This is a genomic window from Plantactinospora sp. B5E13, from assembly GCF_039871775.1.
Taxonomy (GTDB): domain Bacteria; phylum Actinomycetota; class Actinomycetes; order Mycobacteriales; family Micromonosporaceae; genus Plantactinospora.
Genome location: NZ_JBDPLT010000014.1, coordinates 91,962 through 114,159, shown reverse-complemented (window position 1 = coordinate 114,159; position 22,198 = coordinate 91,962). Strand labels below are relative to the sequence as shown.

Below are 22,198 nucleotides of genomic sequence, written 5' to 3'. Positions count from 1 at the left end.
CAAGGGTCAACCCGCGACCAGGAAGGTCCACTCACGCGCGGGTGTCAGGGTGCCGTCCGCACGGCGGCCCCGCACGGTGAGGACGTTCTCGCCGACCCGGTCGGGCGTCAGGAGCAGTTGGCCGGAGTTGCCACCGCCCGCCGGAGTGGTGATCTCGGGCCCACCGTTGAGCTGGACCACGAACTCGCTCAGATCGTCAAAGTCGGACTGGAACCAGAAGACGTCCTCCACACCGACGCCGCCGGCCGGCCACTCCGGGTTGTAGAACCCGGCGGAGACGTAGGGACGGCGGTCGGACACCCGGACGGTCCCGCCCGCCCACTCGGACGTGCTGCCGTCGGCCAGCACACTGCGGATCGCCAGGTCCATCCAGTACGGGTCGACGGGGGTCCAGGTCAACGTCGCCCCGCCGTCGACCTCGGCCGACAGACTCTCCAGCGGTTGGTCCCAGTTGAGCCGGTACTCGTACCGGACAACGCCGGGCCGACCGGGAGCGATGTCCAGGACGAACGGCTCACCGACCGTGGCGTTGAACCAGACACCGTCGTAGGTCGAGGACGTCAAGCGCGGGGCGTCGGTCACCTGGACCGTCTCCGTCCAGGTGCCGGCCAGCCCGGTGGCGGTGTAGCTGCTCACCGACACCGTGGTGAACCCCGATGCGGTGAAGAGGATCTCCGCCGTCGCCGTGCCGTCGGCAGACGCGGGGACACTCACCTCCGCGCTGTCGCCGATCCGGTAGCGGTACTCGACCACCCCGTCCACCCCTGGTGCCATGGTCAGCCTGCTGGGCAGGTCGACTCCGCCCATTTCCACGATCACGCTGGGCGAGGTGTTCCGGACATGGAACTCGTACCTGACCTCCTGCGACCGGTTGCCGGTCCGGTCGATGCTGACGACGTAGAGCAGGTTGGTTCCGTAGTGCTGTGGCGTCACCTCGAGTTCGACTCCCGCCCCCATCTCGGGTGCGGCCACCTCCACGACCGGGTCGCTGAATCCCCACCGGTAGAGGATGACGTCGTCCGAGCCGTTCGGATCGATCCGGAACTTTCCGGGGATTCCGACACCGCCGTGCTGCTTGCCGTCGTCCGGATAGTCCTGGGAAGTCACCAGTGGACGTGCCGGGGGGCGCCGGTCGACGTGGAAATAGCAGGTGGGCGACCAGGCCGAAGTGTCGTATCCGTCGTTTGACCGGGCGGCCCAGCCGTAGCGCCCCTCGGGAAGCGGGTTCTCGGCCGGCGGTTGGTACCGAACGCTGCCGACGAACTGACTGGCTCTGGTGACCTCCTGGCGTGCCGACTCGTCGTCGACCGGCCACCAGGCGAACGTCGCGTCGATCTGGTCGTGTGCCCCGTCCGCGTCCGCGAAGTTCGCGTTGAACGTCGGGTTGGCACCGACGAAGATCGGCGCGTCCGCGGTTCCGCAGCCGGACGTACGGAAGGAGGCGACGCTGAGCTCGTTCGGGATCGCGGGTGGCGTGTTGGCGGTCACCGACAGGTTGAGATCCGACCGGAACCGGCGGCCCAGATCCGCCCGGCGCTCGGCGGGGCCGGCGATGCGGAGCCCGAAGGTGATCTCCGAACGGCCATCGGCCAGCGCCGCCCGTATCTCGGCGGCGATGTCGAAGTAATGGCTGGGGGACGAACAGTCCTGCCCACCCCCGAGGGTGACGGTACCGACCCGGTGCAGCTGGGCCGGCGGTGTCCGCCACGTCGTTCCGTCGGTGACCGGACCGGTCCGCCAGAGTTCGACCGGCGCGGATGCGGCGCAGTCCTCCGCCTCGGTCTCCCAGAGGGCGAAGTCGGCCTCCTGGATCGTTTTGCCCTCGAAGCGGGACAGGTCATACGTGAAGTACGCGCGGGACGTGTGCCGGTCCCCCGTGGCATCCCGCCAGGTGCCCACGGGGGCGGCTTCGCTGCTGTTGACAAAGGACTGTTGGGGCCGCTCGGCATCGATGTACGCCCACGTCATACGCGGGGCGGGGGACGCATGACCCCCGGCAACGGCTGGAGTGGCCGGCACCGCGAGGATTCCGAGTACGGCGAGAGTGGCGGATGAGGCTGCCAGCAGGCGCTGACGCATTGTCCCTCCCGGATCGTCACCGGCGGGGGGTCCGCCGATGTTGATCGGGAGCGTACTGACCGGCGGTGACAACGACCGCCGGATTACGGATCACCAGATCCAGAACTCCTTCGGGGCGGTGAGCGGGGCCAGGGTCTCCCACAGTTCCTCGGGAATGTCCCAGGTGGCCAGTCGGGCGGTCTCGGCGATCCGCTCCGGCCGGGACACCCCGACGATGGTGGAGGTGATCCGCGGGTCCCGCAGCGAGAACTGGAGCGCCGCCGCGGCCAGCGGTACGCCGTGCGTGGCGCACGCCTCCTCCATCGCCCGGATCCGGCGCAGCACCTCCTCGTCGGCCTGCCGGTAGGCGTACTTGGTGAACTGCGCCGGACCCTTCGCCAGGATGCCGCTGCCGAACGGTGCCGCGTTGACCACACCGACGCCGAGCGAGACCGCCTCGTCGAGCAGGTCCCCGGCCGACCGGTCCACCAGGGTCCACCGGTTGTGCGTGATCAGCGCCGAGAAGTGTCCGGTACGCAGGTACTCCGCCATCAGTGCCACCGGACCGCCGGCCACCCCGAGCTGCCCGACGATCCCCTCCCGCTGCAGCTCCAGCAACGTCTCCACCGGGCCACCCGGGGCCATCCCCTCCGCGAAGCTGATGTGCTCGGGGTCGTGCAGGTAGACCAGCGGCAGGTGGTCCAGGCCGAGCCGTTCCAGGCTCCCCTCGGCGGACCGGCGTACCTGCTCGCCGGAGAAGTCGCCGGTGGTGAAGTCCCGGTCGACCTTGGTAGCCAGGACAAAACCCTCCGGCACACCGCCGATCCGGCGCAGTGCCGCGCCGATCCGCCGTTCGCTTTCACCGTCGCTGTAGCCGGCGGCGGTGTCGAGGAAGTTGAACGGGCCGGTGAGGGCGGCGAGTGCGGTCTGTGTGCCGCGTTCGGCGCTGACGTCGTACCCGAAGAGGGCGGGCATGCTGCCCAGGGGGCCGCCGCCGACGCAGACCGGGGTGACCGCCAGGCCGGTCGAGCCGAGCGGGCGGCGGGGAAAGTCGTCGGGGGTGCGGGTCAGGTCGGTCACTGCTCTCCTCGCCAGGTCCGGGCTGTTCGGTACGACGGCGCGCGTCCGCCTCCTCGTTTGACGATCATGGCATGAATCCGTCGTGCCGCTGGCGACAAACGGCACCGGCGGCGGTACCGACGCCAGGTCAGCGACGTGCCGGGGTGGGCCGCAGGCCGAGCGTGCGCAGTTCGAGCGCGGCCAGCGCCTCGACGGTGGCGTCGTCGCCGCGCCGCCACGCCTGCGCGACGTCCGGGTCGATCCGGGTCAGCCGGCCCAACGGCTGGGTGGCCAGCGCACGCAGCGCCAGCAGGTCCCGGCCGGCCGGCGCAGACCGCAACGCCCGGGCGGCGGCGGCCCGACGCATCCAGCGCAGCCGCAGCGGCAGCCAACCGAACAGCACCAGCCCGAGCGGGAACACCAGCAGCGCCAACGACAGTGCCAGCGCCAGGTCGCCGACGAGTTCCTGCTGGTCACGTCCGGCGTCGGCCATCGCCCGGGCGGCGTCGGCGGCCCGTTCGAACGGGGCGGTCAGCTCGTCACCGACCACCGGGACCCGGCCGACCTTGCCGCCCGCGTCGGCGAGGTTGTCGGCCAACCCGCCGCCCGCCCCCTCCAGCTTCTGTCCGGGTACGGCGAGCCGCTGCACCAGGTCGTGCAGCCACATCGCGGCCCGGATCCAGAGGTAGACCCAGACGACGACGAGCAGGTCGGTGAGGAGTTGGCGGGCGGCGGTCGGGACACGGTCGGCATAGATCCTCATGCCGCCCAGGGTGGCTCACGTTACCGGTTCGCGCACTCCCGGCAGGTGCCGAAGATCTCCAGGGTGTGGCTGACGTCGGTGAACTGGTGTTTGGCGGCGACCCGTTCGGCCCAGCTCTCCACCGCCGGCCCCTCCACCTCGACGGTCCGGCCACAGGCCCGGCAGACCAGGTGGTGGTGGTGCCCCTCGCTGCACCGCCGGTAGAGGTGCTCGCCGCCCGGCGGGCGCATCACGTCGATCTCGCCCGCGTCCGCCAGCCCCTGCAGGGTGCGGTAGACCGTGGTCAGACCCACCCGCTCGCCGCGACTGCGCAACATCGCGTGCAGATCCTGGGCGCTGTGGAAACCTTCGACCTCGGCGAGCAGCGCACTGACCGCGCTGCGCTGCCGGGTGTTGCGGACCGCGGTGCCGCCCTCTGCCCCCGTCATCTCGCCCTCCTGCCGGAGTGTTCCACTCACGATGCCTCCCCGGAGTGGCTGACCGCGTCCGCCACGATATGCGCGATGTGCTCGTCGACCAAGGAGTAGGCAATTTCCCGACCGCGTCGGGAACCGCGTACCACCCCGGCGCCGCGTAGCACCCGCAGGTGCTGGGAGACCAGCGGCTGCGGCGCGCCGAGCTGTTCGACCAGTTCGTGGACGCAGCGCTCCCCGTTCGCCAGTTCGCTGACGATGGCCAGCCGGATCGGGGCGGACAGGGCACGAAGCAGCTCTCCGGCGCCGGCGTAGGCCTCGTAGGCGTTCGTGCTCGTCACCCCGTAACGGTAACCAATTCTACCGGTGGGCCGTCGCGTGGTCGGGCCGGTCAAGGTCAACCGGTGGGGCAGCCGGGGCGGGGGCCGGTTCGAGGACCACGTCGCACGGCTCGACCGCCGGCGCCCGACCGGACGGCACCGCCCGCCGCCGCCCCAGCGCCCGGCGAACCGCCGTACCGACCGCGGCCAGCAGGAAGATGGCGATCGCCAGGATCACGATGGTCGCCCCGAGCGCGGTGTTCGCGGTCCCGGCCAGCCACACCCCGGATCCGGAGGCGACCAGGCCGATCCCCATCGCGGTCACCATGGTGGCGACAAAACCCCGGGAGAAGAGCTGCGCGGTGGCGACCGGCACCACCATCAGAGCGCTGACCAGCAGCAGCCCGACCGCCCGCATCGAGATCGTGACGGTCACCGCCGTGGTCACCGCGAGCAGCAGGTTGAGGGCCCGGACCGGCAGGCCGGAGACCCGGGCGTACTCCTCGTCGTGTGAGATCGCGAAGAGCGCCGGACGCAGCACCAGCATGGTCGTCAGCACCACCACCGCCAGGACCACGATGACCGTCAGATCCTGCGGCGACGTCGTGGTCAGCGACCCGAAGAGGTACGCCATCAGGTTCGCGTTGCTCCGGCTGCCAGAAAGCCCGACCAGCATCACCCCGCCGGCGATGCCGCCGTAGAACATCAACGCGAGCGCGACGTCCCCCGAGGTGCGGCCGCGTTCCCGGATCAGTTCGATGGCGACCGCCGCGACCGCGGACACCAGGACCGCCATCAGCACCGGGGAGGTGTTGAACAGCAGCCCGACCCCGACACCGGTAAGCGCCACATGGCCGACCCCGTCGCCGATCAACGACATCCGCCGCTGCACCAGATAGATCCCGAGCGCCGGGGCGGTCAGCCCGATCACCAGCGCCCCGACCAGGGCACGGATCATGAAGTCGTACTGGAACAGGCTCATGCCACCTCCTCGCTGCGCTCGCTCATGCCGGTGCTCCCCAGATCCCCACCGGGTCGTCCGGCGCGTGCGGGTGGACGTGCTCGTGACCGGGCGCCGCGTGATGCCCGGCCGGTTCCGGCACCGGGCCGTCGTGCGCGATCTTCCCCTCGTGTACGACCACCGCCCGTGTGATCACCGTGGCCAGCGGCCCGAGTTCGTGGGCGACCAGCAGCACCGTCCCGCCATCGGCGACGAACCCGCGCAGCGCCTCGGCGAAGGCGTCCTGGCTCGCCGAGTCGACCCCGGCGGTCGGCTCGTCGAGGACGAGCAGCTCCGGCTGCCCGGCCAGGGCCCGGGCGATCAGGGTCCGCTGCTGCTGACCGCCGGAGAGGGTGGTCACCGGGTCGCCGGCCCGGTCGCTCAGCCCGACCGCCCGAAGCGCCTCGGCGACCGCCCGTCGATCGGCGGCTCCGGCCGGGCGCAGTACGCCCCGACGGGCCAGCCGGCCGGCGGCGACGACCTCGGCCACGGTGGCCGGTACGGCGCTGCCGGCGCCGAGCCGCTGCGGGACGTACCCGATCCGCCGCCACTGCCGGAACCGGCGCTGCGGGGTGCCGAAGAGCGAGACCGTGCCGGCGTTCAGCGGTACCAGGCCGAGGATCGCCCGGATCAGGGTCGACTTGCCGGAGCCGTTGGCGCCGAGTACCGCGACGACCTCGCCGGGGGCCACGGTGAGGGAGATGTCCCGGAGTACGGGACGCTCGTCGTAGGCGACCGCCCCATGTTCGACCGTGATGACCGGTTCCGTCATGTCCCCACCTCGCTCCGCTCGGTCATGAGCATCCCAACGCCGTCCTGATCGCACCCAGGTTGTCCCGCATGACCGAGAGGTAGTCACCGGTGCTGCCCGGCTGCAGGCCCTCGATCGGGTCCAGTACGGCGGTCTTCGCGCCGATCTCCCTGGCCACCGTCTCGGCGACCTTGGGGCTGACCAGGGTCTCGAAGAAGATCGTGGTGGCCTGGTGTTCCCGGGCCTCGGCGGCGATCTCGGCCAGGCGGGCGGCCGGCGGATCGGCCTCCGGGCTCAGCCCGCTGAGCCCGATCTGTTCCAGGTGGTAGCGCTCGGCCAGGTATGCGAAGGCGGTGTGGCTGGTCACCAGTTCACGCCGCTGGCAGGTCTGCAGGCCCTTGGCGTACTCGGAATCGAGGGTCTCCAGGTCGGCGCGGAGGGCGCGGGCCCGGGCGGTGAAGTCGGCGGCCCGGTCCGGGTCCGCCGCGCCGAGTTCCTCGGCCAGCCGGTCGCCGATCGTGGCGAGCCGGGTCGGGTCGAGCCAGACGTGCGGGTCCTTCTGGCCGGCCGCCTCCTCGTGTTCCTCGCCCGCTCCCTCACCCTCGTGTTCGCCGTCACCCTCGTGCTCGTGGCCCCCGGCGGTGGCATCCAGCAGGGGCTGCACGGTTCCCACGTCGAAGGCCCGGTCGCCGGCCTGCTGCTCGACGGCCTCGTCCACGGCGGGCTGGAAACCGGCGAGATAGGCCACCAGGTCAGCGTCGCTGATCTGGCCGACCTGGCCGGGGTTGAGTTCGAGGTCGTGTGGTTCGGCACCGGGCTTGACGAGGTTGGTCACCCGGACGGCGTCTCCGCCGATCCGCTCCGCGACGAACTGCAGGGGATAGAAGGCGGCGACGACGTCGACCCGGTCGGGGTCGTTGCCGGAGCCGTCGTCGGCGCAGGCCGTGGCGGTGGCCAGGGCGAGCAGGCCGGCGGCGGCGAGGGCGACGGTACGGGGAGCAGAGCGGATCAGCATGTCATCCACTCTCCGCGACAATGAGAATGATTGTCAAAAACGCATGCTTGCATGAGAACGTCTCAGGTTTGGTCGGGCCGACGGATCATGCACTCGGGTTGATCGACCAAACGCTCGGGCTGGTGGTTCATCCGCTCAGACGATCTTCATCAGGGCGAATGCGACCAGCAGCGTCAGCAGCACCAGCCGGACCAACCGGGTGCCCGGAGTCTGCACCGGCCAGCTCGTCACGAGCAGGACGCCGAGCAACCCCGCGAGCGCCAGCAGCAGCACCCCGCCGACGATCCCCGGAGCGAAGAGGGCGACCAGGACGAGCGTCAACGCGACGAGGAACACGGTGGTCGGACCGACCCGGGCCAGGCGGGTCACCAGGACGCGCTGCGTACGCTGCATCCCACAGACTCTACGAGATCTCGATGCTCCGACCGGCGTGCTGTCACCGATGACACCATCCGCGGCTTTTCGGTCGGCGGCTCAGCCGAGGAGGGCACAGGTGCTCGTCACAAACCGGTTCGTGGTGGCGGAGGAGGCGGCGGTCGGGTTCACCGAGCGGGCGCACGCCGCGCTGGCCGTACTCGCCGCCCGGCCGGGCTACCGCCGGGGTGAACTGCTGCGGGCCCTCGACGACCCCACGCACTGGTGCCTGGTCACCGAGTGGGAGTCGGTCGGCACCTACCGGCGCGCCCTGGGCGCCTTCGATGTCAAGATCCACGCGACCCCGCTGCTCGCCGAGTCACTCGACGAGCCGTCCGCGTACGAGACGCTGGCCAGCGCCGAGCCGGATGGTCCGGTGCAGGTGGCCCGCAGCGACCGTGCCGCTGACCCCAGCCGGTGACAGACCGGGCACTACGCTTGCCGGCATGACCTTTCCCGGACCGCCCGGTGGTTCCGCGTCGTCGCCGACGGCCGGTGAAGCCGGATCTTCGCCGGCCGGCTCCGGCGCCGCCCGACCGCCGGTCGAACCTGGCCCCTTGCCGCCGGCCGGGCTCGGCAATCCGCCGGGCGTGTCGGGCGCCGGCGTCGCGGGGGTGTCACCGGGCGTTCCCGGGTCGCCCGTTCTGACCGGGCCGGGCGGGATCTCCTCGGCGCTGCCCGGGTCGCCCGTTCTGACCGGTCCGGGGCCTGTCCCGCCCGGCGTACCTGGGCCACCGCCCGGCCCGGGCGCCGTGCCGCCGTTCGCCGCACCGCCGACCGAGGGGCGCACGGTACGGCTGTGGCTCGGCATCGGGGTCGCCGCTCTCGCCGTGCTGCTGGTCTGCGGTGGTGGCGGTGCCGCGCTGATCGGGTTGCTGGTCTCCAGCACCGAGGCGGTCAACGAACAGGCCAGGGCGGTCGTCACCGACTATCTCGACGCCATCGAGGACGACCAGTTCAACCAGGCGTACAACCTGCTCTGCGACTCCACCAAGCAGCGGGAGTCACCGGCGGAGTTCGCCCGCCGGGTGGGAGCCGAGCCGGAGATCGCCTCGTTCCAGGTCGGTGACGTGCTGGTGGGCAACGACCTGCGGGTGCCGGTGGACGTGACCTACGTCCAGGGCGGCCAGGACCAGCTTCACGTCCTGCTCGAACAGGACCCGGTCGACGGTCTGGCGATCTGCGAGATCGGCTAGGAGGGCGTCGGGCGCGGAACCTGTCCCGGGTCACGCCGGGTTGGTGGAGTAATCTGCTGGACCTGGGTGGGGTGCGGAGTCGTACGGTTGTGCACACGTTGCCCGATCCGCCACCGTTACCGACCACCGTCGGCAACGGTCGGGCCGGCCTCGCCGTACCGACCGCTGTCCCGCCGAGCCCTTCCGAACCCGTTGACCGAACCGTTCCGATTCTGTCCCCGCCGGCCGCCAGCCGGTGTAGGAGGTAACCATGCCAGCCGACCGTATCGACGCCATCGTCAGTCTCGCCAAGCGTCGAGGCTTCGTCTACCCGTCCAGCGAGATCTACGGGGGCACCCGGTCAGCCTGGGACTACGGTCCGCTCGGCGTGGAACTGAAGGAGAACGTCCGCCGGCAGTGGTGGCGGACCATGGTCCAGCAGCGTGACGACATCGTCGGCCTGGACTCGGCGGTCATCCTCGCCCGGGACGTCTGGGCCGCCTCCGGCCACCTCGACGCGTTCGTCGACCCGCTGACCGAGTGTCAGTCCTGCCACAAGCGGTTCCGGGCCGACCACCTCGAGGAGGCGTACGAGGAGAAGCACGGCCAGCCGCCGGCCTCGCTCGCCGAACTCAACTGCCCGAACTGCGGCAACAAGGGCACCTTCACCCAGCCGCGGATGTTCAACGGCCTGATGAAGACCTACCTCGGCCCGGTGGAGAGCGACGAGGGCATGCACTACCTGCGGCCGGAAACCGCCCAGGGCATCTTCATCAACTACAACAACGTGGCCGCCTCGGCGCGGAAGAAGCCGCCGTTCGGCATCGCCCAGGTCGGCAAGTCGTTCCGCAACGAGATCACCCCGGGTAACTTCATCTTCCGGACCCGCGAGTTCGAGCAGATGGAGATGGAGTTCTTCGTCGAGCCCGGCACCGACGAGGAATGGCACGAGTACTGGCTGCGGGAGCGCTGGAACTGGTATCTCGACCTCGGCCTCTCCGAGCAGAACCTGCGCTTCTACGAGCACCCGCAGAACAAGCTCTCGCACTACTCGAAGCGGACCGTGGACATCGAGTACCGGTTCCAGTTCGGCGGCACCGAGTTCTCCGAACTCGAGGGCATCGCCAACCGGACCGACTTCGACCTCTCCACGCACAGCAAGCACTCCGGCGTCGACCTGTCGTACTTCGACCAGGAGAAGGGCGAGCGTTGGGTGCCGTACGTGATCGAGCCGGCCGCCGGCCTCACCCGGGCCGTACTCGCGTTCCTGCTCGAGGCGTACGACGAGGACCAGGCGCCGAACACCAAGGGCGGGATGGAGACCCGCCGGGTGCTGCGGTTCGACCCCCGGCTGGCCCCGGTCAAGGTCGCCGTGCTGCCGCTGTCCCGCAACGAGGCCCTCTCGCCGAAGGCGAAGGACCTGGCCGCCACCCTACGCAAGCGCTGGGTTGTCGAGTACGACGAGACGCAGGCGATCGGCAAGCGCTACCGCCGGCAGGACGAGATCGGCACGCCCTACTGCGTGACGGTCGACTTCGACACCCTCGAGGACAATGCGGTCACCGTCCGCGATCGGGACAGCATGACCCAGGAGCGGGTCTCCCTCGACCAGGTCGAGCGCTACCTGATCGAGCGCCTCCCCGGCTGCTGAGCGGTACGGAGGGCCCCTTCCCGTCGCCGGACGACGGTAGCCGGGCGGGGTGGGAAGGGGCCTCTCTCACACGAAGAGCGACAGCGGGAGCCCGTTCCCTACACTTCAGGGCGTGACCGCCAGCCCCGCCGCCGCTCCGCCGAGTCCCGTACCGGGGCCGTTGACGCTCGGACCACACACGGTGTGGCCCCCGGTGGTGCTCGCGCCGATGGCGGGGATCACGAATGTCGCCTTTCGGCAGCTCTGTCGGGAACAGGGTGGCGGCCTCTACGTCTGCGAGATGGTGACCACCCGGGCGCTTGTCGAGCGCAACCCGAAGACGCTGCGGATGGTGGCGTTCGGCGACGGTGAGCGGCCGCGCAGCCTGCAGCTCTACGGCATCGACCCGGAGGTGACCGCCGCCGCGGTGCGGATGGCGGTCGAGGAGGATCTGGCCGACCACATCGACCTGAACTTCGGCTGCCCGGTGCCGAAGGTCACCCGCAAGGGCGGGGGAGCGGCACTGCCCTGGCGGCGCCGGCTCTTCGCCCGGATCGTCGGGTCGGCGGTACGGGCGGCGGCGCCCGCCGGGGTCCCGGTCACCGTCAAGATGCGCAAGGGGATCGACGACGACCACCTGACGTACGTCGAGGCGGGGCTCGCCGCCCAGGACGCCGGCGTCGCGGCGGTCGCCCTGCACGCCCGTACGGCGGCCCAACGGTATTCGGGCACCGCCGACTGGGACGCGATCGGCGCTCTCAAGCAGGCGCTGGACGTGCCGGTGCTGGGCAACGGCGACGTCTGGGAGGCCGACGACGCGCTGCGGATGGTGGCGCAGACCGGGGCGGACGGGGTGGTGGTCGGCCGGGGCTGCCTGGGCCGGCCGTGGCTCTTCGCCGACCTGGCGGCGGCGTTCGACGGCCGACCGCAGCGGCGGCTGCCGAGCCTGGGGGAGGTGGCGGCGACCATGCGCCGGCACGCCGAACTGCTTGTCGACTGGTACGCCGACGGCGGCCGGAATACCCACGGCGAGCGGGACGGCTGTGTCGACTTCCGTAAGCACGTCGCCTGGTATCTCAAGGGCTTTCCGGTCGGCGGCGAACTGCGGCGTGCCCTGGCGATGGTGAACGGCCTGGCCGAGTTGGACGACCTGCTGGGCAAGCTGGACGTGGCCGAGCCGTTCCCGGTGCAGACGCTGGGGCAGCCGCGCGGCCGGACGAACTCGCCGGGCAGGGTGGTCCTGCCGGACGGCTGGCTGGCCGACCGGGACAGCGCCGAGGTGCCGACCGGCGCGGAGATCGCCGACTCCGGCGGCTGACTCGTCGTGGTGCGCCGTGCCCCGTGGGCTGAGTCGTCGCGGTCGGCCCACGAGCCGGGCCCGCGGCGAACGCACAGTCACCCCTCGACATGGAGGTCCTGGCCGTCCTCCGGGAGGCGATCTGGGACGCCCGGCGCGATCTACGTCGGGAGGTCACCGACCCGTCCCCGTCCTGGAGTTCGGCCAGCTACTCCGCCGTACGGAGGGCGCTGGAGATCGCCGGGGCCGAGCGCGTCGGGTACGCCCACGGCATGCACCTGTTCCTGGCGTTGACCGAGGATCCCGGCTGTCGCGCGACGGAGGTGCTGGCCGGCCTGGGAGTCACCGGGGACCACATCCGGCAGGCCGTGCCGGTCCGTTCGTCGATCGCGGCGGAGGGCTCGCCGACGGCACTCGGCGCGGATTTCCTCACGGCGGCGGGTGTGCTGGGTCGTCCGGGTGGTGGGGGAGCGGCTCCCGGCCGCCTGCGCCACAGGCTGAGCCGTCTGGTGCTGCGGTCCGGCGTCGGCGTCATCGTGCCGGTTCTGGAACAGGAGGCGGTTCGGCAGGCCGTACGCATGGGTGCTCCCGAGGTGGACAGCGTGGGTCTGCTCGCCGCCGTGCTCTCGCTCGACGAGCAGTTGCGCGCCCGTCGGCGGTGCTTCGCGCCGCCCTGGGCCGCCACTAACGCCGCCGGCGAGATCCTGGCCGGCAGCGGGCTGGACGTGGCGGTGACAACCGCACGCGCGACGGTTCCACCGGGGCCCGAGTCGGCGGCCGATCGGACGTACCGCTGGCGCAGTCGGCGGGGTGACCCGGTCTTCGGTGCGGACGCGGCGGCGGTCACCCCGCCACGCTGTTCGTATCCGCGACACGGGTGACGTCGGCACCAGCCACCTGCTGCTGGCGATGCTCGACAGCCCCGACTGTGCCGCGAACAGGCTGCTCCGTGGCGTGGTCGATATGGCGGAGGTGCGGCAGGAACTGGCGGCCCGGATGCGGTGAGGTCGTCGCGGGCCGTGCCTGGTCCGCCCGCTCGGCGCGGCGGAATCCGGAGGAGCGCGTGCAACCCCGGTGCTCCGGGTCTCGTTCTGACTGGATGTGACACCCGAAGACGAGCAGGACTTCACCGAGTTCGTGCGGAAGCACGCGGACCGGCTGCTGCGGTTCACCCGGCTGCTGGTGTCGGACACCGCCGAGGCCGAGGACGTGCTGCAGACCGCGCTGCTGCGGTTGACCAGACACTGGCCGCGACGGCTGGAGTCGCCGGAGGCGTACGTCCGGGCCGCGCTGGTCAACATCGTCCGCGACCGGGGCCGGCGGCGCCATCTCGTGCCGGTACCGGTGCGGGTCGACCCGGAGCGGTCGGCGGCCGGCTCGGACCACGCCGAAGCGATCGCGGCCCGTGCCCAACTGGACCAGATCCTCGACGGGTTGCCACCACGTCAACGGGAGGTGGTGGTGCTGCGGGTGATCGAGGGGTTGAGCGAGGCGGAGACCGCCGTCCTCCTCGGCTGCGCACCGGGCACCGTGAAGAGCAATCTGGCCCGGGGCCTGGCGAAGGTCCGCGTCGCCCTGAGGTCGAGCCTCGCCTCCGCCGAGGAACACGCAGAGGAGACGATCCGATGAGCGACATTCTGCTGGACGGGACGGCGGAGGAGCTGCGGGCTCTGGCGGCTGCCGTACCGCCGGTACGTGCCCGTCCCGACCTGGCCCGCGAGGTTCTCGACCGGGCCCGGCGGCAACGGCGGTCCCGGCGGCTGCGCCGGCTGGCCCTCGGGGTCGGCGGCGGCGTGGTGGTGGTCTCCGCCCTGGCCGCGGCAACCCTGCTGGGCCGCGGCGACCACTTCACCGTCACCCAGCCCAGCACCGCGATGGAGTCGACCGTCCGGGTCGAGGAGCGGGTGGTCTTCGACCGGACGCTGCGGCCGGAGCGCGGCGACGTGGTGTTGGCCCGGCTCACCGTCGGCAGCGAGGAGTTCGACAGCATGCTCCGGGTGGTCGCCCTGCCTGGCGACACCGTCGGCTGTCCGGCCGACCAGACCGGCAGGTGTCCGGAGATCGTCGTCAACGGCGTGCCGGTCTGGGAGGACTATCTGGCCGGCACGGTGACCGAATCGTTCCCCACGACCACGGTGCCGGCCGGTCGGGTCTTCCTGCTCGGCGACAACCGTCCAGTGGCGAACGACTCCCGGGTCGTCGGCCCGGTCGAACTCGCTGACGTCTCCGGGGTGGCGGTGCGGATCCGGGACGGCGACGGCCGGTCCCGGCCGGTGCCGGGCGCGCCTGCGCACGACGGACCCGGTGACAATGACGTGGTCGACCCGGCCGGCCCGGTGCCGCCCGCCCGGGCGACGCCGGCGTAACCGGTGGTCGTCCGGGGCGGGGCTCAGCGAGTCGGCGTCAGCCGGCTGTGGTCGGTTGGCCGTCGACAGCCGGGCGCGGCTCCGGCACGGCCGCCGACTCCTCGGGTACGACGGCCGGGCGCGGACCGGGTACGGCGGCTGTCCGGTCCGGGCCGCTGCCGACCCCGGTCGGCGTGCCCGTCCACGGCACGTCCGGCGAGCGGTGGTAGGTGATCCCGGCGACGCCCCACCGGTCGCCCTGTCGGGCCAGCCGGAGCCGGAAGTCCGCCCAGTCGTGGGTCGACGCCGGCGACCAGCCGAGTTCGGCGATGGCGGGCAGCCGGGGGAAGGTCATGAACTCGATGTCGCTGACCGAGACCACCGTCTCCGTCCACAGTGGCGCCTCGACGCCCAGCACCGCCTCGGCGGGTACGCCGGCCAGGTAGGCGCCCGGGTCCCAGTCGTACGCCTGCCGCACCTCGATCAGTCCGGCCCAGTCCTTGCCCAGCCGGGTCGTTTCGGCGTACTTCATGTCGAGGTAGGTCCGGTTGCCCGGGGAGAGCAGCAGTTTCGCGCCCTGCGCGACGGCGGCGGCCACCACCGGATCCTCGGTGCCGGTCCCCCAGTACTGGACGACCCGCCCCGGACTGTGCTCCGCGACCGCGAGCTGGTGCCAGCCGAGCACCGCCTTGCCGTGCCGGATGACGATCGGCTGGATCCGGTTCATGAAGTCGGTGTAGTCCGGCGCGGCGAGGGTGAACGCCTCGTCCCCGCCGACGTGCAGGTACGGCCCCGGGGTGAGCGCGGCGACCTCGCCGAGCACCTCGTCGACGAACTGGTACGTCCGGTCGCTGGTGACGTCGACCGCGCTGAACCCGACGTCGGTGCCGGTGTACTCCGGTGGCGGCGTGCCGCCCGGCGCCAGTTCGCCGTACGCGTTCAGCGCCGCGTTGGTGTGCCCGGGCAGGTCGATCTCCGGTACCACGGTGATGTGCCGGGCGGCGGCGTACGCGACGATCTCGGCGTACTGCGCCTTGGTGTAGTAGCCGCCGGGGCCGCCGTCGACCTCGGTGGCGCCGCCGACGGTGGCGAGCCGGGGCCAGGAGTCGACCGCGATCCGCCAGCCCTGGTCGTCGGTGAGGTGCAGGTGCAGGTGGTTGAGCTTGTAGCGGGCCAGGTGGTCGATGAAGCGCAGCACGTGCGGCACCGCGAAGAAGTGCCGGGCGACGTCGAGCATCGCGCCGCGGTAGGGGAACCTGGGCCGGTCCTCGATCAGACCGCCGGGGATCCGCCACGGGCCGGGCTCCCGCCGGGTGGACTCGATCCGGGCCGGCAGGAGTTGGCGCAGCGTCTGCACGCCGTAGAAGAGTCCGGCGGCGGCCCGGGCGCGGATGACCACGCCGGTCCTGGTCACCTCCAGCCGGTAGGCCTCGTCGGCGGTCCGCTGGTCGCCGGTCGGCTCCGCGCCGTCGCTCGGCTCGGCCGGCTCGTCCAGCAGCAGGCTGATGCCGCCGGGGGTGGTACCCGGGGCGGCGTCGACCACCGGCAGCGGGTAGCCGGCGGGGCGGCGCAGCAGGTCGGCCAGGTAGCGGCCGACCGCGACCGCCGCCGGCTGCGGCGTCGTACGGATCGTCGTGCCGGGGGTCAGCGCGTACGCCACGCCGTCGGCCGGCACGGCGCGGACCGGGGCGGGGAGTACGTCGGTCAGCCGGATCGGCGCCTCGGCGCCGGGCTGGACGGGGATCCGGGGCGGGTACGTGGTAGGTCGCACGGCAGGTCACTCCGGGGGAAGCCGCAGGTAATTTCCGGGCAAATCTCATGAAACGTACGTACGAAACTGCCGTCTGTCAAGCACTGGTCACTCTGTGGTACGGGTGGCCTGGGTCGCTCGGTCGGCGATCGGTCACCGCCATGCCAACCGCGCGGAATCCATGATCATTCCCTGTCCTGGATTGCCGGGTGCACTAGAGTCGCCTGCCGGTGCCCGTAGCGCAGAGGTCGTCGCGCCGCCCTGCTCAGGCGGAGGACGCCGGTTCGATTCCGGTCGGGTGCCCTCGCCTCATTCCGCCCCGCCCCGGGTTGCTCGATCATGCGCGTGGGAAGGTTCCCACACAACCTCGCGAACACGGACAGCCCTCGCAGCTGTGCACATTGTCACCGAAAGCTCCCGTAGGGGCCCCGCGTCGCCTAACCTTCGCCCCACAGCGCCAGCGGTTGCCCTGGTACGGACGACCGTCACCGGGGTACCTGGAGAGCGGCTAAACCATCGTTCAGTGTGGAACGACGCGGGTAGGAGGCTCCGTGGCATCGCAGCAGACGGCGGACCGGAAGTACGTCTACGACTTCACCGAGGGCAACAAGGACCTGAAGGACCTTCTGGGTGGCAAGGGTGCCAACCTGGCCGAGATGACCAATCTCGGGCTGCCCGTACCGCCCGGCTTCACCATCACCACCGAGGCCTGCCAGGCCTACCTGGCCACCGGTGCCCGACCGGCCGGACTCGCCGAGGAGATCACCGCACACCTCGGCACGCTGGAGGAGGCGATGGGGCGGCGCCTGGGCGACCCCGCCGACCCGCTGCTCGTCTCGGTCCGCTCCGGCGCCAAGTTCTCCATGCCCGGGATGATGGAGACGGTGCTCAACGTCGGACTCAACGACAGCAGCGTCGAGGGGCTGGCCCGGCAGGCCGGCGGTAACCACCGGTTCGCCTGGGACTCCTACCGCCGACTGATCCAGATGTTCGGCAAGACGGTCTGCGACGTACCGGGCGAGGAGTTCGAACACGCGCTGGAGGAGTGCAAGCGGGCCAAGGGCACCACCAGCGACCTCGACCTCGACGCGGACGACCTGCGCGCACTGGTCGGCACGTACAAGAAGATCTTCGTCAAGCACACCGGGCGGGAGTTCCCGCAGCAGCCCCTCGAACAGCTCGAACTCGCGATCAACGCGGTCTTCGAGTCGTGGAACGCCGAACGGGCCGTGCTCTACCGCCGCCAGGAACGGATCCCCGCCGACCTCGGCACCGCGGTCAACGTCTGCAGCATGGTCTTCGGCAACCTCGGCCCGGACTCCGGCACCGGCGTCGCCTTCACCCGCGACCCGGCCAGCGGGGCGCAGGGCATCTACGGCGACTACCTGGCCAACGCCCAGGGCGAGGACGTGGTCGCCGGGATCCGCAACACCGTACCGCTGCAACAGCTCGCGGAGCTGAACAAACCGGCGTACGACGAACTGCTCGCCATCATGGCCCGGCTGGAGGAGCACTACCGGGACCTCTGCGACATCGAGTTCACCATCGAACGCGGCAAACTGTGGATGCTGCAGACCCGGGTCGGCAAGCGGACCGCCGCCGCCGCGTTCGTGATCGCCGCCCAACTGGTCGACGAGGGCCTGATCGACCTCGACGAGGCGCTGCACCGGGTCAACGGCGACCAGCTCGCCCAGCTGATGTTCCCCCGGTTCCGGCTCACCGACGAGCTGAAGCCGATGGCCTCGGGTATCGGCGCCTCGCCCGGCGCCGCGGTCGGCAAGGTGGTCTTCGACAGCCAGCGGGCCGTGGAACTCGCCAACGCCAGGGACGCGGTGATCCTGGTCCGTCGGGAGACCCATCCCGACGACCTGCCCGGCATGGTCGCCGCCCGGGGCATCCTCACCTCCCGGGGCGGCAAGACCAGCCACGCCGCCGTGGTGGCCCGGGGGATGGGCAAGACCTGTGTCTGCGGCGCCGACGCCCTCGACGTCAACGTCCCGGAGCGGCGGTTCACCGTGGACGGTCAGACCGTCAACGAGGGCGACGTGGTCTCCATCGACGGCACCACCGGCCGGATCTACCTCGGCGAGGTGCCGGTCTGGCCGTCCGAGGTGGTCCGCTACTTCGAGGGTGAACTGGCCCCGGAACACTCCGACGATCCGCTGGTCGTCGCCGTACACCGGATCATGTCGCACGCCGACGCCCGACGGCGGCTGGGGATCCGGGCGAACGCCGACACCGGTGCGGACGCGGCGCGGGCCCGGCGGTTCGGCGCCGAGGGGGTCGGCCTGTGCCGCACCGAGCACATGTTCCTCGGCGACCGGCGGGAACTGGTCGAGCGGCTGATCCTGGCCGCCACCGACGCCGACCGGCAGGCCGCGCTCGCCGAACTGCTGCCGCTGCAGCGGTCGGACTTCGCGGAGATCTTCCGGGCCATGGACGGACAGCCGGTGACGGTACGGCTGATCGACCCGCCGCTGCACGAGTTCCTGCCCTCGCTGGAGGAGCTCGCGGTGCACGTGGCGGTCGCCCACGAGCGCGGCGAGGACGCGGCCCGGGACGAGCAACTGCTCAGCGCGGTCCGCCGGATGCACGAGCAGAACCCGATGCTGGGCCTGCGCGGCGTACGCCTCGGCCTGGTCATCCCCGGTCTGTTCGCGATGCAGGTCCGGGCGATCGTCGAGGCGGCGGTGGAGTGCGCCAAGGCCGGCGGCGACCCCAAGCCGGAGATCATGGTCCCGCTGGTCGGCGCGGTGCAGGAGTTGGAGACGGTACGCGCCGAAGCCGAGAAGATCATTGCCGACGTGACCCGGGAACAGTCCGTCGAGGTGCTGATCGGCACGATGATCGAGGTGCCCCGGGCGGCCCTGACCGCCGGCCAGATCGCCGAGGCGGCCGAGTTCTTCTCCTTCGGCACGAACGACCTGACCCAGATGGCCTGGGGCTTCTCCCGCGACGACGTCGAGGGCGCGTTCTTCTGGCGCTACCTGGAGTTGGGCATCTTCGGCATCTCGCCGTTCGAGTCGATCGACGCGGACGGGGTCGGCCGGCTGGTCCGGATCGCCGCCGAGGAGGGGCGGGCCGCCCGGCCCGGGCTCAAGCTCGGGGTCTGCGGCGAGCACGGCGGCGACCCGGAGTCGGTGCACTTCTTCCACTCCGTCGGCCTCGACTACGTCTCCTGTTCGCCGTTCCGGGTGCCGGTGGCCCGGCTGGAGGCCGGTCGGGCCGTGCTCAGTTCGGCCGGTTCCGACAGCCGCTGACGATCCACCCACGGCCGCTCCTCGCCCTCGGGACGGGGCGACGGCCGATCTGTCAGCCGGTCCCGGGCTGATCCGCCGCCAGCCCCGGCCGACGGCCCGCCAGCCCCGGACGACGGCCGGCCCGATGGTGTCGAGGGTCTTCACCACCCGGACACCGGGCAGCACCCGCTGGATCTCCTCGGCGGGGACTGCCGCCCGGACAACACAACGCGGTCCCCTGGGCGTCCGGGGGTCACTCCCGACCGGGGGAGCGCCAGCCGCCCGACTCCGACCACAGCCCGGCCGGCAGCGTCGCCATCGGCGTACGGGTGGCGAGCGGTGCGGCCGGGTCGGTGGTCGGCGGGATCGCGGTCGCCACGGTCGGCCGTCGTACGGCGTCCCAGAGCGCGCCGAGTCGCTGGGCGGCCGGCCGGGCCTCGGCGTGCAGCCGGTCCAGGTCGGCCCCGGTACCGGCGATCGTGGTCAGGATCGCCTCCGCGCCGGCCGGGTAGGTGACCACGTACCCGTCGGCGCCCCGGACCACCGACTCGGCCACCGGGCCGTGACCGGCGAGCCGGGCGAACCGGTCGGCGATGCCGAGGTTCGCCGCGGAGAGCGCGGCGACGTGGTGTGGGTCGCCGCCGGGCAGGATGCCGGCGACCAGCAGGCCGTCGACGGCGGCCAGGACTGCGCCGGACATCTCCGGCACCGCGCGGCGCAGCCGGTGCAGTTCGGCCAGCAGAGCGGCGTCAGCGTTCACTGGTCTCTTCTCCTTCGGGTGTGTGTCCGGTGCCGCTGAGCAGGGGATGTGCCGACGGTCGGGACGCCGCCGGCCCGTGGATATGGGCCGACGTCGCTGGATGGTCACCTTCCGCCCCCGGCACGTTACACCCGGCCATGCGTGGCGAGGGGGACGGTAGCCACCGGCGATCGTTCGGCAACTCTCGGCTGTTCGGCGGTTGTGGGGCGTGGGCAACTCCCGGCTGTTCGGCCGTCGCGGGTCGCCGGCGGCGCGGGATCGCCGGGAGTGTCGGGCTCCGGATGGCTCTCCGCTGTCGGCGGCCAGGCGTAACCTGAGCGGCACGCGGATCCTGTTTCCCGCCTGACGGAGGTTTGGCCGATGGGCAGCGTGTGGGAGAACCTGGTGGTCGACGCGGCCGATCCGGCCCGCCTCGCACGCTGGTGGGCCGAGGCCCTCGGCTACCAGATCGTCAACGAGCTGCCCGACGAGGTGGAGATCCGCCGCGCCCCGGACGTGCTGCCCGGCCTGGTCTTCGTACCGGTTCCGGAGCACAAGGAGACGAAGAACCGACTACACATCGACCTCCGCCCGGCCGACCGGGAGGCCGAGGTCGAACGGCTGGTCGACATGGGCGCCCGACACGTCGACGTCGGGCAGTCGCCGGACGACACCTGGACCGTGCTGGCCGACCCGGAGGGCAACGAGTTCTGTGTGCTCGCCCAGCGGAGCTGACCGACACCACGGCGACCACCGGCCGTCAGACGTGCGGCGCGGCGTCGACGGCACCCGGCGGGCCGCTGGCGACGCCCGGTCCCGCGGTGTGCGGTGTGGTGCCAGCGGTCGCCGGCGGGGCCGGTGACGACGGTCGGCACGGTTCGGCAGGCCGCCCCGGACCCGGACGGTGACGCGGAACGCCGGGTGGCCGAGGCACCGAAGGACACCGGCTACGGACGCGGCCCGTACCAGCGGGACCGGGCCCGGGTCCTGCACTCGGCGGCGTTCCGGCGGCTCGCCGCCAAGACCCAGGTGCACACCGCCGGCACCGACGACTTCCTCCGCACCCGGCTCACCCACTCGTTGGAGGTCGCGCAGATCGCCCGCGAGATGGGCGGCCGGCTCGGCTGCGACCCGGACATCGTCGACGTGGCCGGACTCGCCCACGACCTCGGACACCCGCCGTTCGGACACAACGGCGAGGACGCGCTGGACGTACTGGCCGCCGACTGTGGCGGCTTCGAGGGCAACGCCCAGACGCTCCGGGTGCTGACCCGGCTGGAAGCCAAGGTGTACGGGCCGGACGGCGCCTCCGTCGGGCTCAACCTGACCCGGGCCGCGCTCGACGCCGTCTGCAAGTACCCCTGGCCCCGCCAGACCGGCCGACGCAAGTTCGGGGTGTACGCCGACGACCTGGACACCTTCGCCTGGCTGCGCCGGGGCGCCCCGGACGGCGAGACCCGCTGCCTGGAGGCCCAGGTGATGGACTGGGCCGACGACGTGGCGTACTCGGTGCACGACGTCGAGGACGGCATCCACGGCGGCTACCTGCGGCTGTCACCACTGCGGGCCGACCTCGACGAGCGGGCCGCGCTCTGCGCCGACGTCGCCGGGCGCTACTCGACCGAGTCCGCCGACTACCTGGCTGGGGTGCTGGCCGAGTTGCTCGACGACCCGCTGCTCGCCCCACTCGCCGACTACGACGGCAGCCATCGGGCGCTGGCCGCGCTCAAGGCGACCACCAGCGTGCTGACCGGGCGTTTCGTCGCCGCGGCGATCACCGCCACCGAGCAGCGGCACGGCACCGGCCCGCTGCGCCGGTACGCCGCCGAACTGGTGGTGCCCCGGCGGATCCGCGCCGAGTGCGCCCTGCTCAAGGGGATGGCGCTGCGGTACGTGATGCGGCGTCCCGGCGCCGAGAGCTGGTACACCCGGCAGCGAGAGATCCTGACCGAGCTGGTCGAGGCACTCTGCGTACGCGCGCCGGACGCACTCGACCCGGTCTTCGCGCCGCTCTGGAAGGCGGCACCGGACGACAGCGGCCGGCTGCGGGTGGTCGTCGACCAGGTCGCCTCGCTCACCGACCCGGCCGCGGTCACCTGGCACCAACGCCTCACCGCTGGCTGAGCCGCCCCGCCGGTCGCGCCGCGACCCGGACAGGTGTGGGGAGCAGCCCGTCTGGTACGGAAACGACAGGAAGGCGCCCTTCCTGCCGGCGGGGGCCGCGTCGATT

Annotated in this window: 19 protein-coding genes, 1 tRNA gene and 2 pseudogenes; 11 read left to right on the top strand and 11 right to left on the bottom strand. The window is 71.8% G+C overall.

Annotated elements, in window-relative coordinates:
* Nucleotides 1–6: 6 nt before the first annotated feature.
* From ABGB05_RS15495 to ABGB05_RS15455, 9 genes and pseudogenes are all read right to left on the bottom strand, one after another.
* Nucleotides 7–1,899 carry a hypothetical protein gene (locus ABGB05_RS15495; protein ID WP_347654041.1) on the bottom strand — a complete coding sequence of 631 codons (1,893 nt, stop codon included), beginning with the start codon at nucleotides 1,897–1,899 and terminating at the stop codon, nucleotides 7–9.
* Nucleotides 1,900–2,169: 270 nt separating this feature from the next.
* The gene (locus tag ABGB05_RS15490) at nucleotides 2,170–3,138 is read right to left on the bottom strand and encodes an aldo/keto reductase (protein ID WP_347654039.1); all 969 of its coding nucleotides are present in this window, start codon (nucleotides 3,136–3,138) and stop codon (nucleotides 2,170–2,172) included.
* 127 nt (nucleotides 3,139–3,265) lie between these two features.
* The gene (locus tag ABGB05_RS15485) at nucleotides 3,266–3,880 is read right to left on the bottom strand and encodes a hypothetical protein (RefSeq protein WP_347654037.1); all 615 of its coding nucleotides are present in this window, start codon (nucleotides 3,878–3,880) and stop codon (nucleotides 3,266–3,268) included.
* Nucleotides 3,881–3,900: 20 nt separating this feature from the next.
* Nucleotides 3,901–4,308: a transcriptional repressor gene (locus tag ABGB05_RS15480; protein ID WP_347654035.1), complete on the bottom strand. Its 408-nt coding sequence runs from the start codon at nucleotides 4,306–4,308 to the stop codon at nucleotides 3,901–3,903.
* Nucleotides 4,309–4,334: 26 nt separating this feature from the next.
* On the bottom strand, nucleotides 4,335–4,634 hold the full coding sequence (locus ABGB05_RS15475; RefSeq protein ID WP_123562480.1) for a metalloregulator ArsR/SmtB family transcription factor: 300 nt from the start codon (nucleotides 4,632–4,634) through the stop codon (nucleotides 4,335–4,337).
* A gap of 82 nt (nucleotides 4,635–4,716) precedes the next feature.
* Nucleotides 4,717–5,595 (bottom strand): annotated as a pseudogene (locus ABGB05_RS15470) (metal ABC transporter permease); the annotation flags it as partial.
* Between the two features lie 22 nt (nucleotides 5,596–5,617).
* The gene (locus ABGB05_RS15465) at nucleotides 5,618–6,385 is read right to left on the bottom strand and encodes a metal ABC transporter ATP-binding protein (protein WP_347654033.1); all 768 of its coding nucleotides are present in this window, start codon (nucleotides 6,383–6,385) and stop codon (nucleotides 5,618–5,620) included.
* Between the two features lie 22 nt (nucleotides 6,386–6,407).
* Nucleotides 6,408–7,379, bottom strand: a complete 972-nt coding sequence (locus tag ABGB05_RS15460; protein WP_347654031.1) for a metal ABC transporter substrate-binding protein — start codon at nucleotides 7,377–7,379, stop codon at nucleotides 6,408–6,410.
* 135 nt (nucleotides 7,380–7,514) lie between these two features.
* The gene (locus tag ABGB05_RS15455) at nucleotides 7,515–7,772 is read right to left on the bottom strand and encodes a hypothetical protein (RefSeq protein ID WP_347654029.1); all 258 of its coding nucleotides are present in this window, start codon (nucleotides 7,770–7,772) and stop codon (nucleotides 7,515–7,517) included.
* 100 nt (nucleotides 7,773–7,872) lie between these two features.
* Between ABGB05_RS15455 and ABGB05_RS15450 the strand changes: the two genes are divergently transcribed.
* From ABGB05_RS15450 to lepB, 7 genes are all read left to right on the top strand, one after another.
* Nucleotides 7,873–8,214 (top strand): antibiotic biosynthesis monooxygenase, encoded by a 342-nt coding sequence (locus tag ABGB05_RS15450; RefSeq protein ID WP_347654027.1) that lies wholly within the window; start codon nucleotides 7,873–7,875, stop codon nucleotides 8,212–8,214.
* A 331-nt stretch (nucleotides 8,215–8,545) separates the two neighbouring features.
* Nucleotides 8,546–8,989, top strand: a complete 444-nt coding sequence (locus ABGB05_RS15445; protein ID WP_347654026.1) for a hypothetical protein — start codon at nucleotides 8,546–8,548, stop codon at nucleotides 8,987–8,989.
* Between the two features lie 250 nt (nucleotides 8,990–9,239).
* Nucleotides 9,240–10,619: a glycine--tRNA ligase gene (locus ABGB05_RS15440; RefSeq protein WP_347654024.1), complete on the top strand. Its 1,380-nt coding sequence runs from the start codon at nucleotides 9,240–9,242 to the stop codon at nucleotides 10,617–10,619.
* 112 nt (nucleotides 10,620–10,731) lie between these two features.
* Nucleotides 10,732–11,916: a tRNA dihydrouridine synthase DusB gene (gene dusB, locus ABGB05_RS15435; RefSeq protein WP_347654023.1), complete on the top strand. Its 1,185-nt coding sequence runs from the start codon at nucleotides 10,732–10,734 to the stop codon at nucleotides 11,914–11,916.
* An 89-nt stretch (nucleotides 11,917–12,005) separates the two neighbouring features.
* Nucleotides 12,006–12,776, top strand: a complete 771-nt coding sequence (locus tag ABGB05_RS15430) for a hypothetical protein (RefSeq protein WP_347654021.1) — start codon at nucleotides 12,006–12,008, stop codon at nucleotides 12,774–12,776.
* Nucleotides 12,777–12,996: 220 nt separating this feature from the next.
* Nucleotides 12,997–13,524: a SigE family RNA polymerase sigma factor gene (locus ABGB05_RS15425; protein WP_347654019.1), complete on the top strand. Its 528-nt coding sequence runs from the start codon at nucleotides 12,997–12,999 to the stop codon at nucleotides 13,522–13,524.
* Nucleotides 13,521–14,261, top strand: a complete 741-nt coding sequence (gene lepB / locus ABGB05_RS15420) for a signal peptidase I (RefSeq protein WP_347654018.1) — start codon at nucleotides 13,521–13,523, stop codon at nucleotides 14,259–14,261. The genes ABGB05_RS15425 and lepB overlap by 4 nt, the downstream gene beginning before the upstream one ends.
* 37 nt (nucleotides 14,262–14,298) lie before the next feature.
* Here lepB and ABGB05_RS15415 read toward each other — a convergent pair.
* Nucleotides 14,299–15,960: pseudogene (locus ABGB05_RS15415) on the bottom strand (beta-N-acetylhexosaminidase); the annotation flags it as partial.
* A 260-nt stretch (nucleotides 15,961–16,220) separates the two neighbouring features.
* Here ABGB05_RS15415 and ABGB05_RS15410 point away from each other — a divergent pair.
* Nucleotides 16,221–16,293 (top strand) — tRNA-Ser (locus ABGB05_RS15410).
* Nucleotides 16,294–16,541: 248 nt separating this feature from the next.
* Entirely contained in the window at nucleotides 16,542–19,250 is a 2,709-nt protein-coding gene (gene ppdK / locus ABGB05_RS15405; RefSeq protein ID WP_347654016.1) for a pyruvate, phosphate dikinase, read from the top strand.
* Nucleotides 19,251–19,482: 232 nt separating this feature from the next.
* Here the strand turns inward: ppdK and ABGB05_RS15400 are convergent, their stop codons facing one another.
* The gene (locus tag ABGB05_RS15400) at nucleotides 19,483–19,989 is read right to left on the bottom strand and encodes a roadblock/LC7 domain-containing protein (protein ID WP_347654014.1); all 507 of its coding nucleotides are present in this window, start codon (nucleotides 19,987–19,989) and stop codon (nucleotides 19,483–19,485) included.
* Nucleotides 19,990–20,349: 360 nt separating this feature from the next.
* On the opposite strand from ABGB05_RS15400, the gene ABGB05_RS15395 reads away from it, so the two are divergent.
* Both ABGB05_RS15395 and ABGB05_RS15390 read left to right on the top strand, forming a co-directional pair.
* Nucleotides 20,350–20,703: a VOC family protein gene (locus tag ABGB05_RS15395; protein ID WP_347654012.1), complete on the top strand. Its 354-nt coding sequence runs from the start codon at nucleotides 20,350–20,352 to the stop codon at nucleotides 20,701–20,703.
* A 123-nt stretch (nucleotides 20,704–20,826) separates the two neighbouring features.
* A complete protein-coding gene (locus ABGB05_RS15390) occupies nucleotides 20,827–22,092 on the top strand; it encodes a deoxyguanosinetriphosphate triphosphohydrolase (protein WP_347654010.1) in 1,266 nt (421 codons plus the stop codon).
* Nucleotides 22,093–22,198: the final 106 nt, after the last annotated feature.

Coding starts and splice junctions, on each gene's coding strand:
- ABGB05_RS15485 (WP_347654037.1), bottom strand. CDS start 3,880: ATGAGGATCTATGCCGACCGTGTCCCGACCGCCGCCCGCCAACTCCTC.
- ABGB05_RS15480 (WP_347654035.1), bottom strand. CDS start 4,308: ATGACGGGGGCAGAGGGCGGCACCGCGGTCCGCAACACCCGGCAGCGC.
- ABGB05_RS15465 (WP_347654033.1), bottom strand. CDS start 6,385: ATGACGGAACCGGTCATCACGGTCGAACATGGGGCGGTCGCCTACGAC.
- ABGB05_RS15460 (WP_347654031.1), bottom strand. CDS start 7,379: ATGCTGATCCGCTCTGCTCCCCGTACCGTCGCCCTCGCCGCCGCCGGC.
- ABGB05_RS15455 (WP_347654029.1), bottom strand. CDS start 7,772: ATGCAGCGTACGCAGCGCGTCCTGGTGACCCGCCTGGCCCGGGTCGGT.
- ABGB05_RS15440 (WP_347654024.1), top strand. CDS start 9,240: ATGCCAGCCGACCGTATCGACGCCATCGTCAGTCTCGCCAAGCGTCGA.
- ABGB05_RS15430 (WP_347654021.1), top strand. CDS start 12,006: ATGGAGGTCCTGGCCGTCCTCCGGGAGGCGATCTGGGACGCCCGGCGC.
- lepB (WP_347654018.1), top strand. CDS start 13,521: ATGAGCGACATTCTGCTGGACGGGACGGCGGAGGAGCTGCGGGCTCTG.
- ABGB05_RS15395 (WP_347654012.1), top strand. CDS start 20,350: ATGGGCAGCGTGTGGGAGAACCTGGTGGTCGACGCGGCCGATCCGGCC.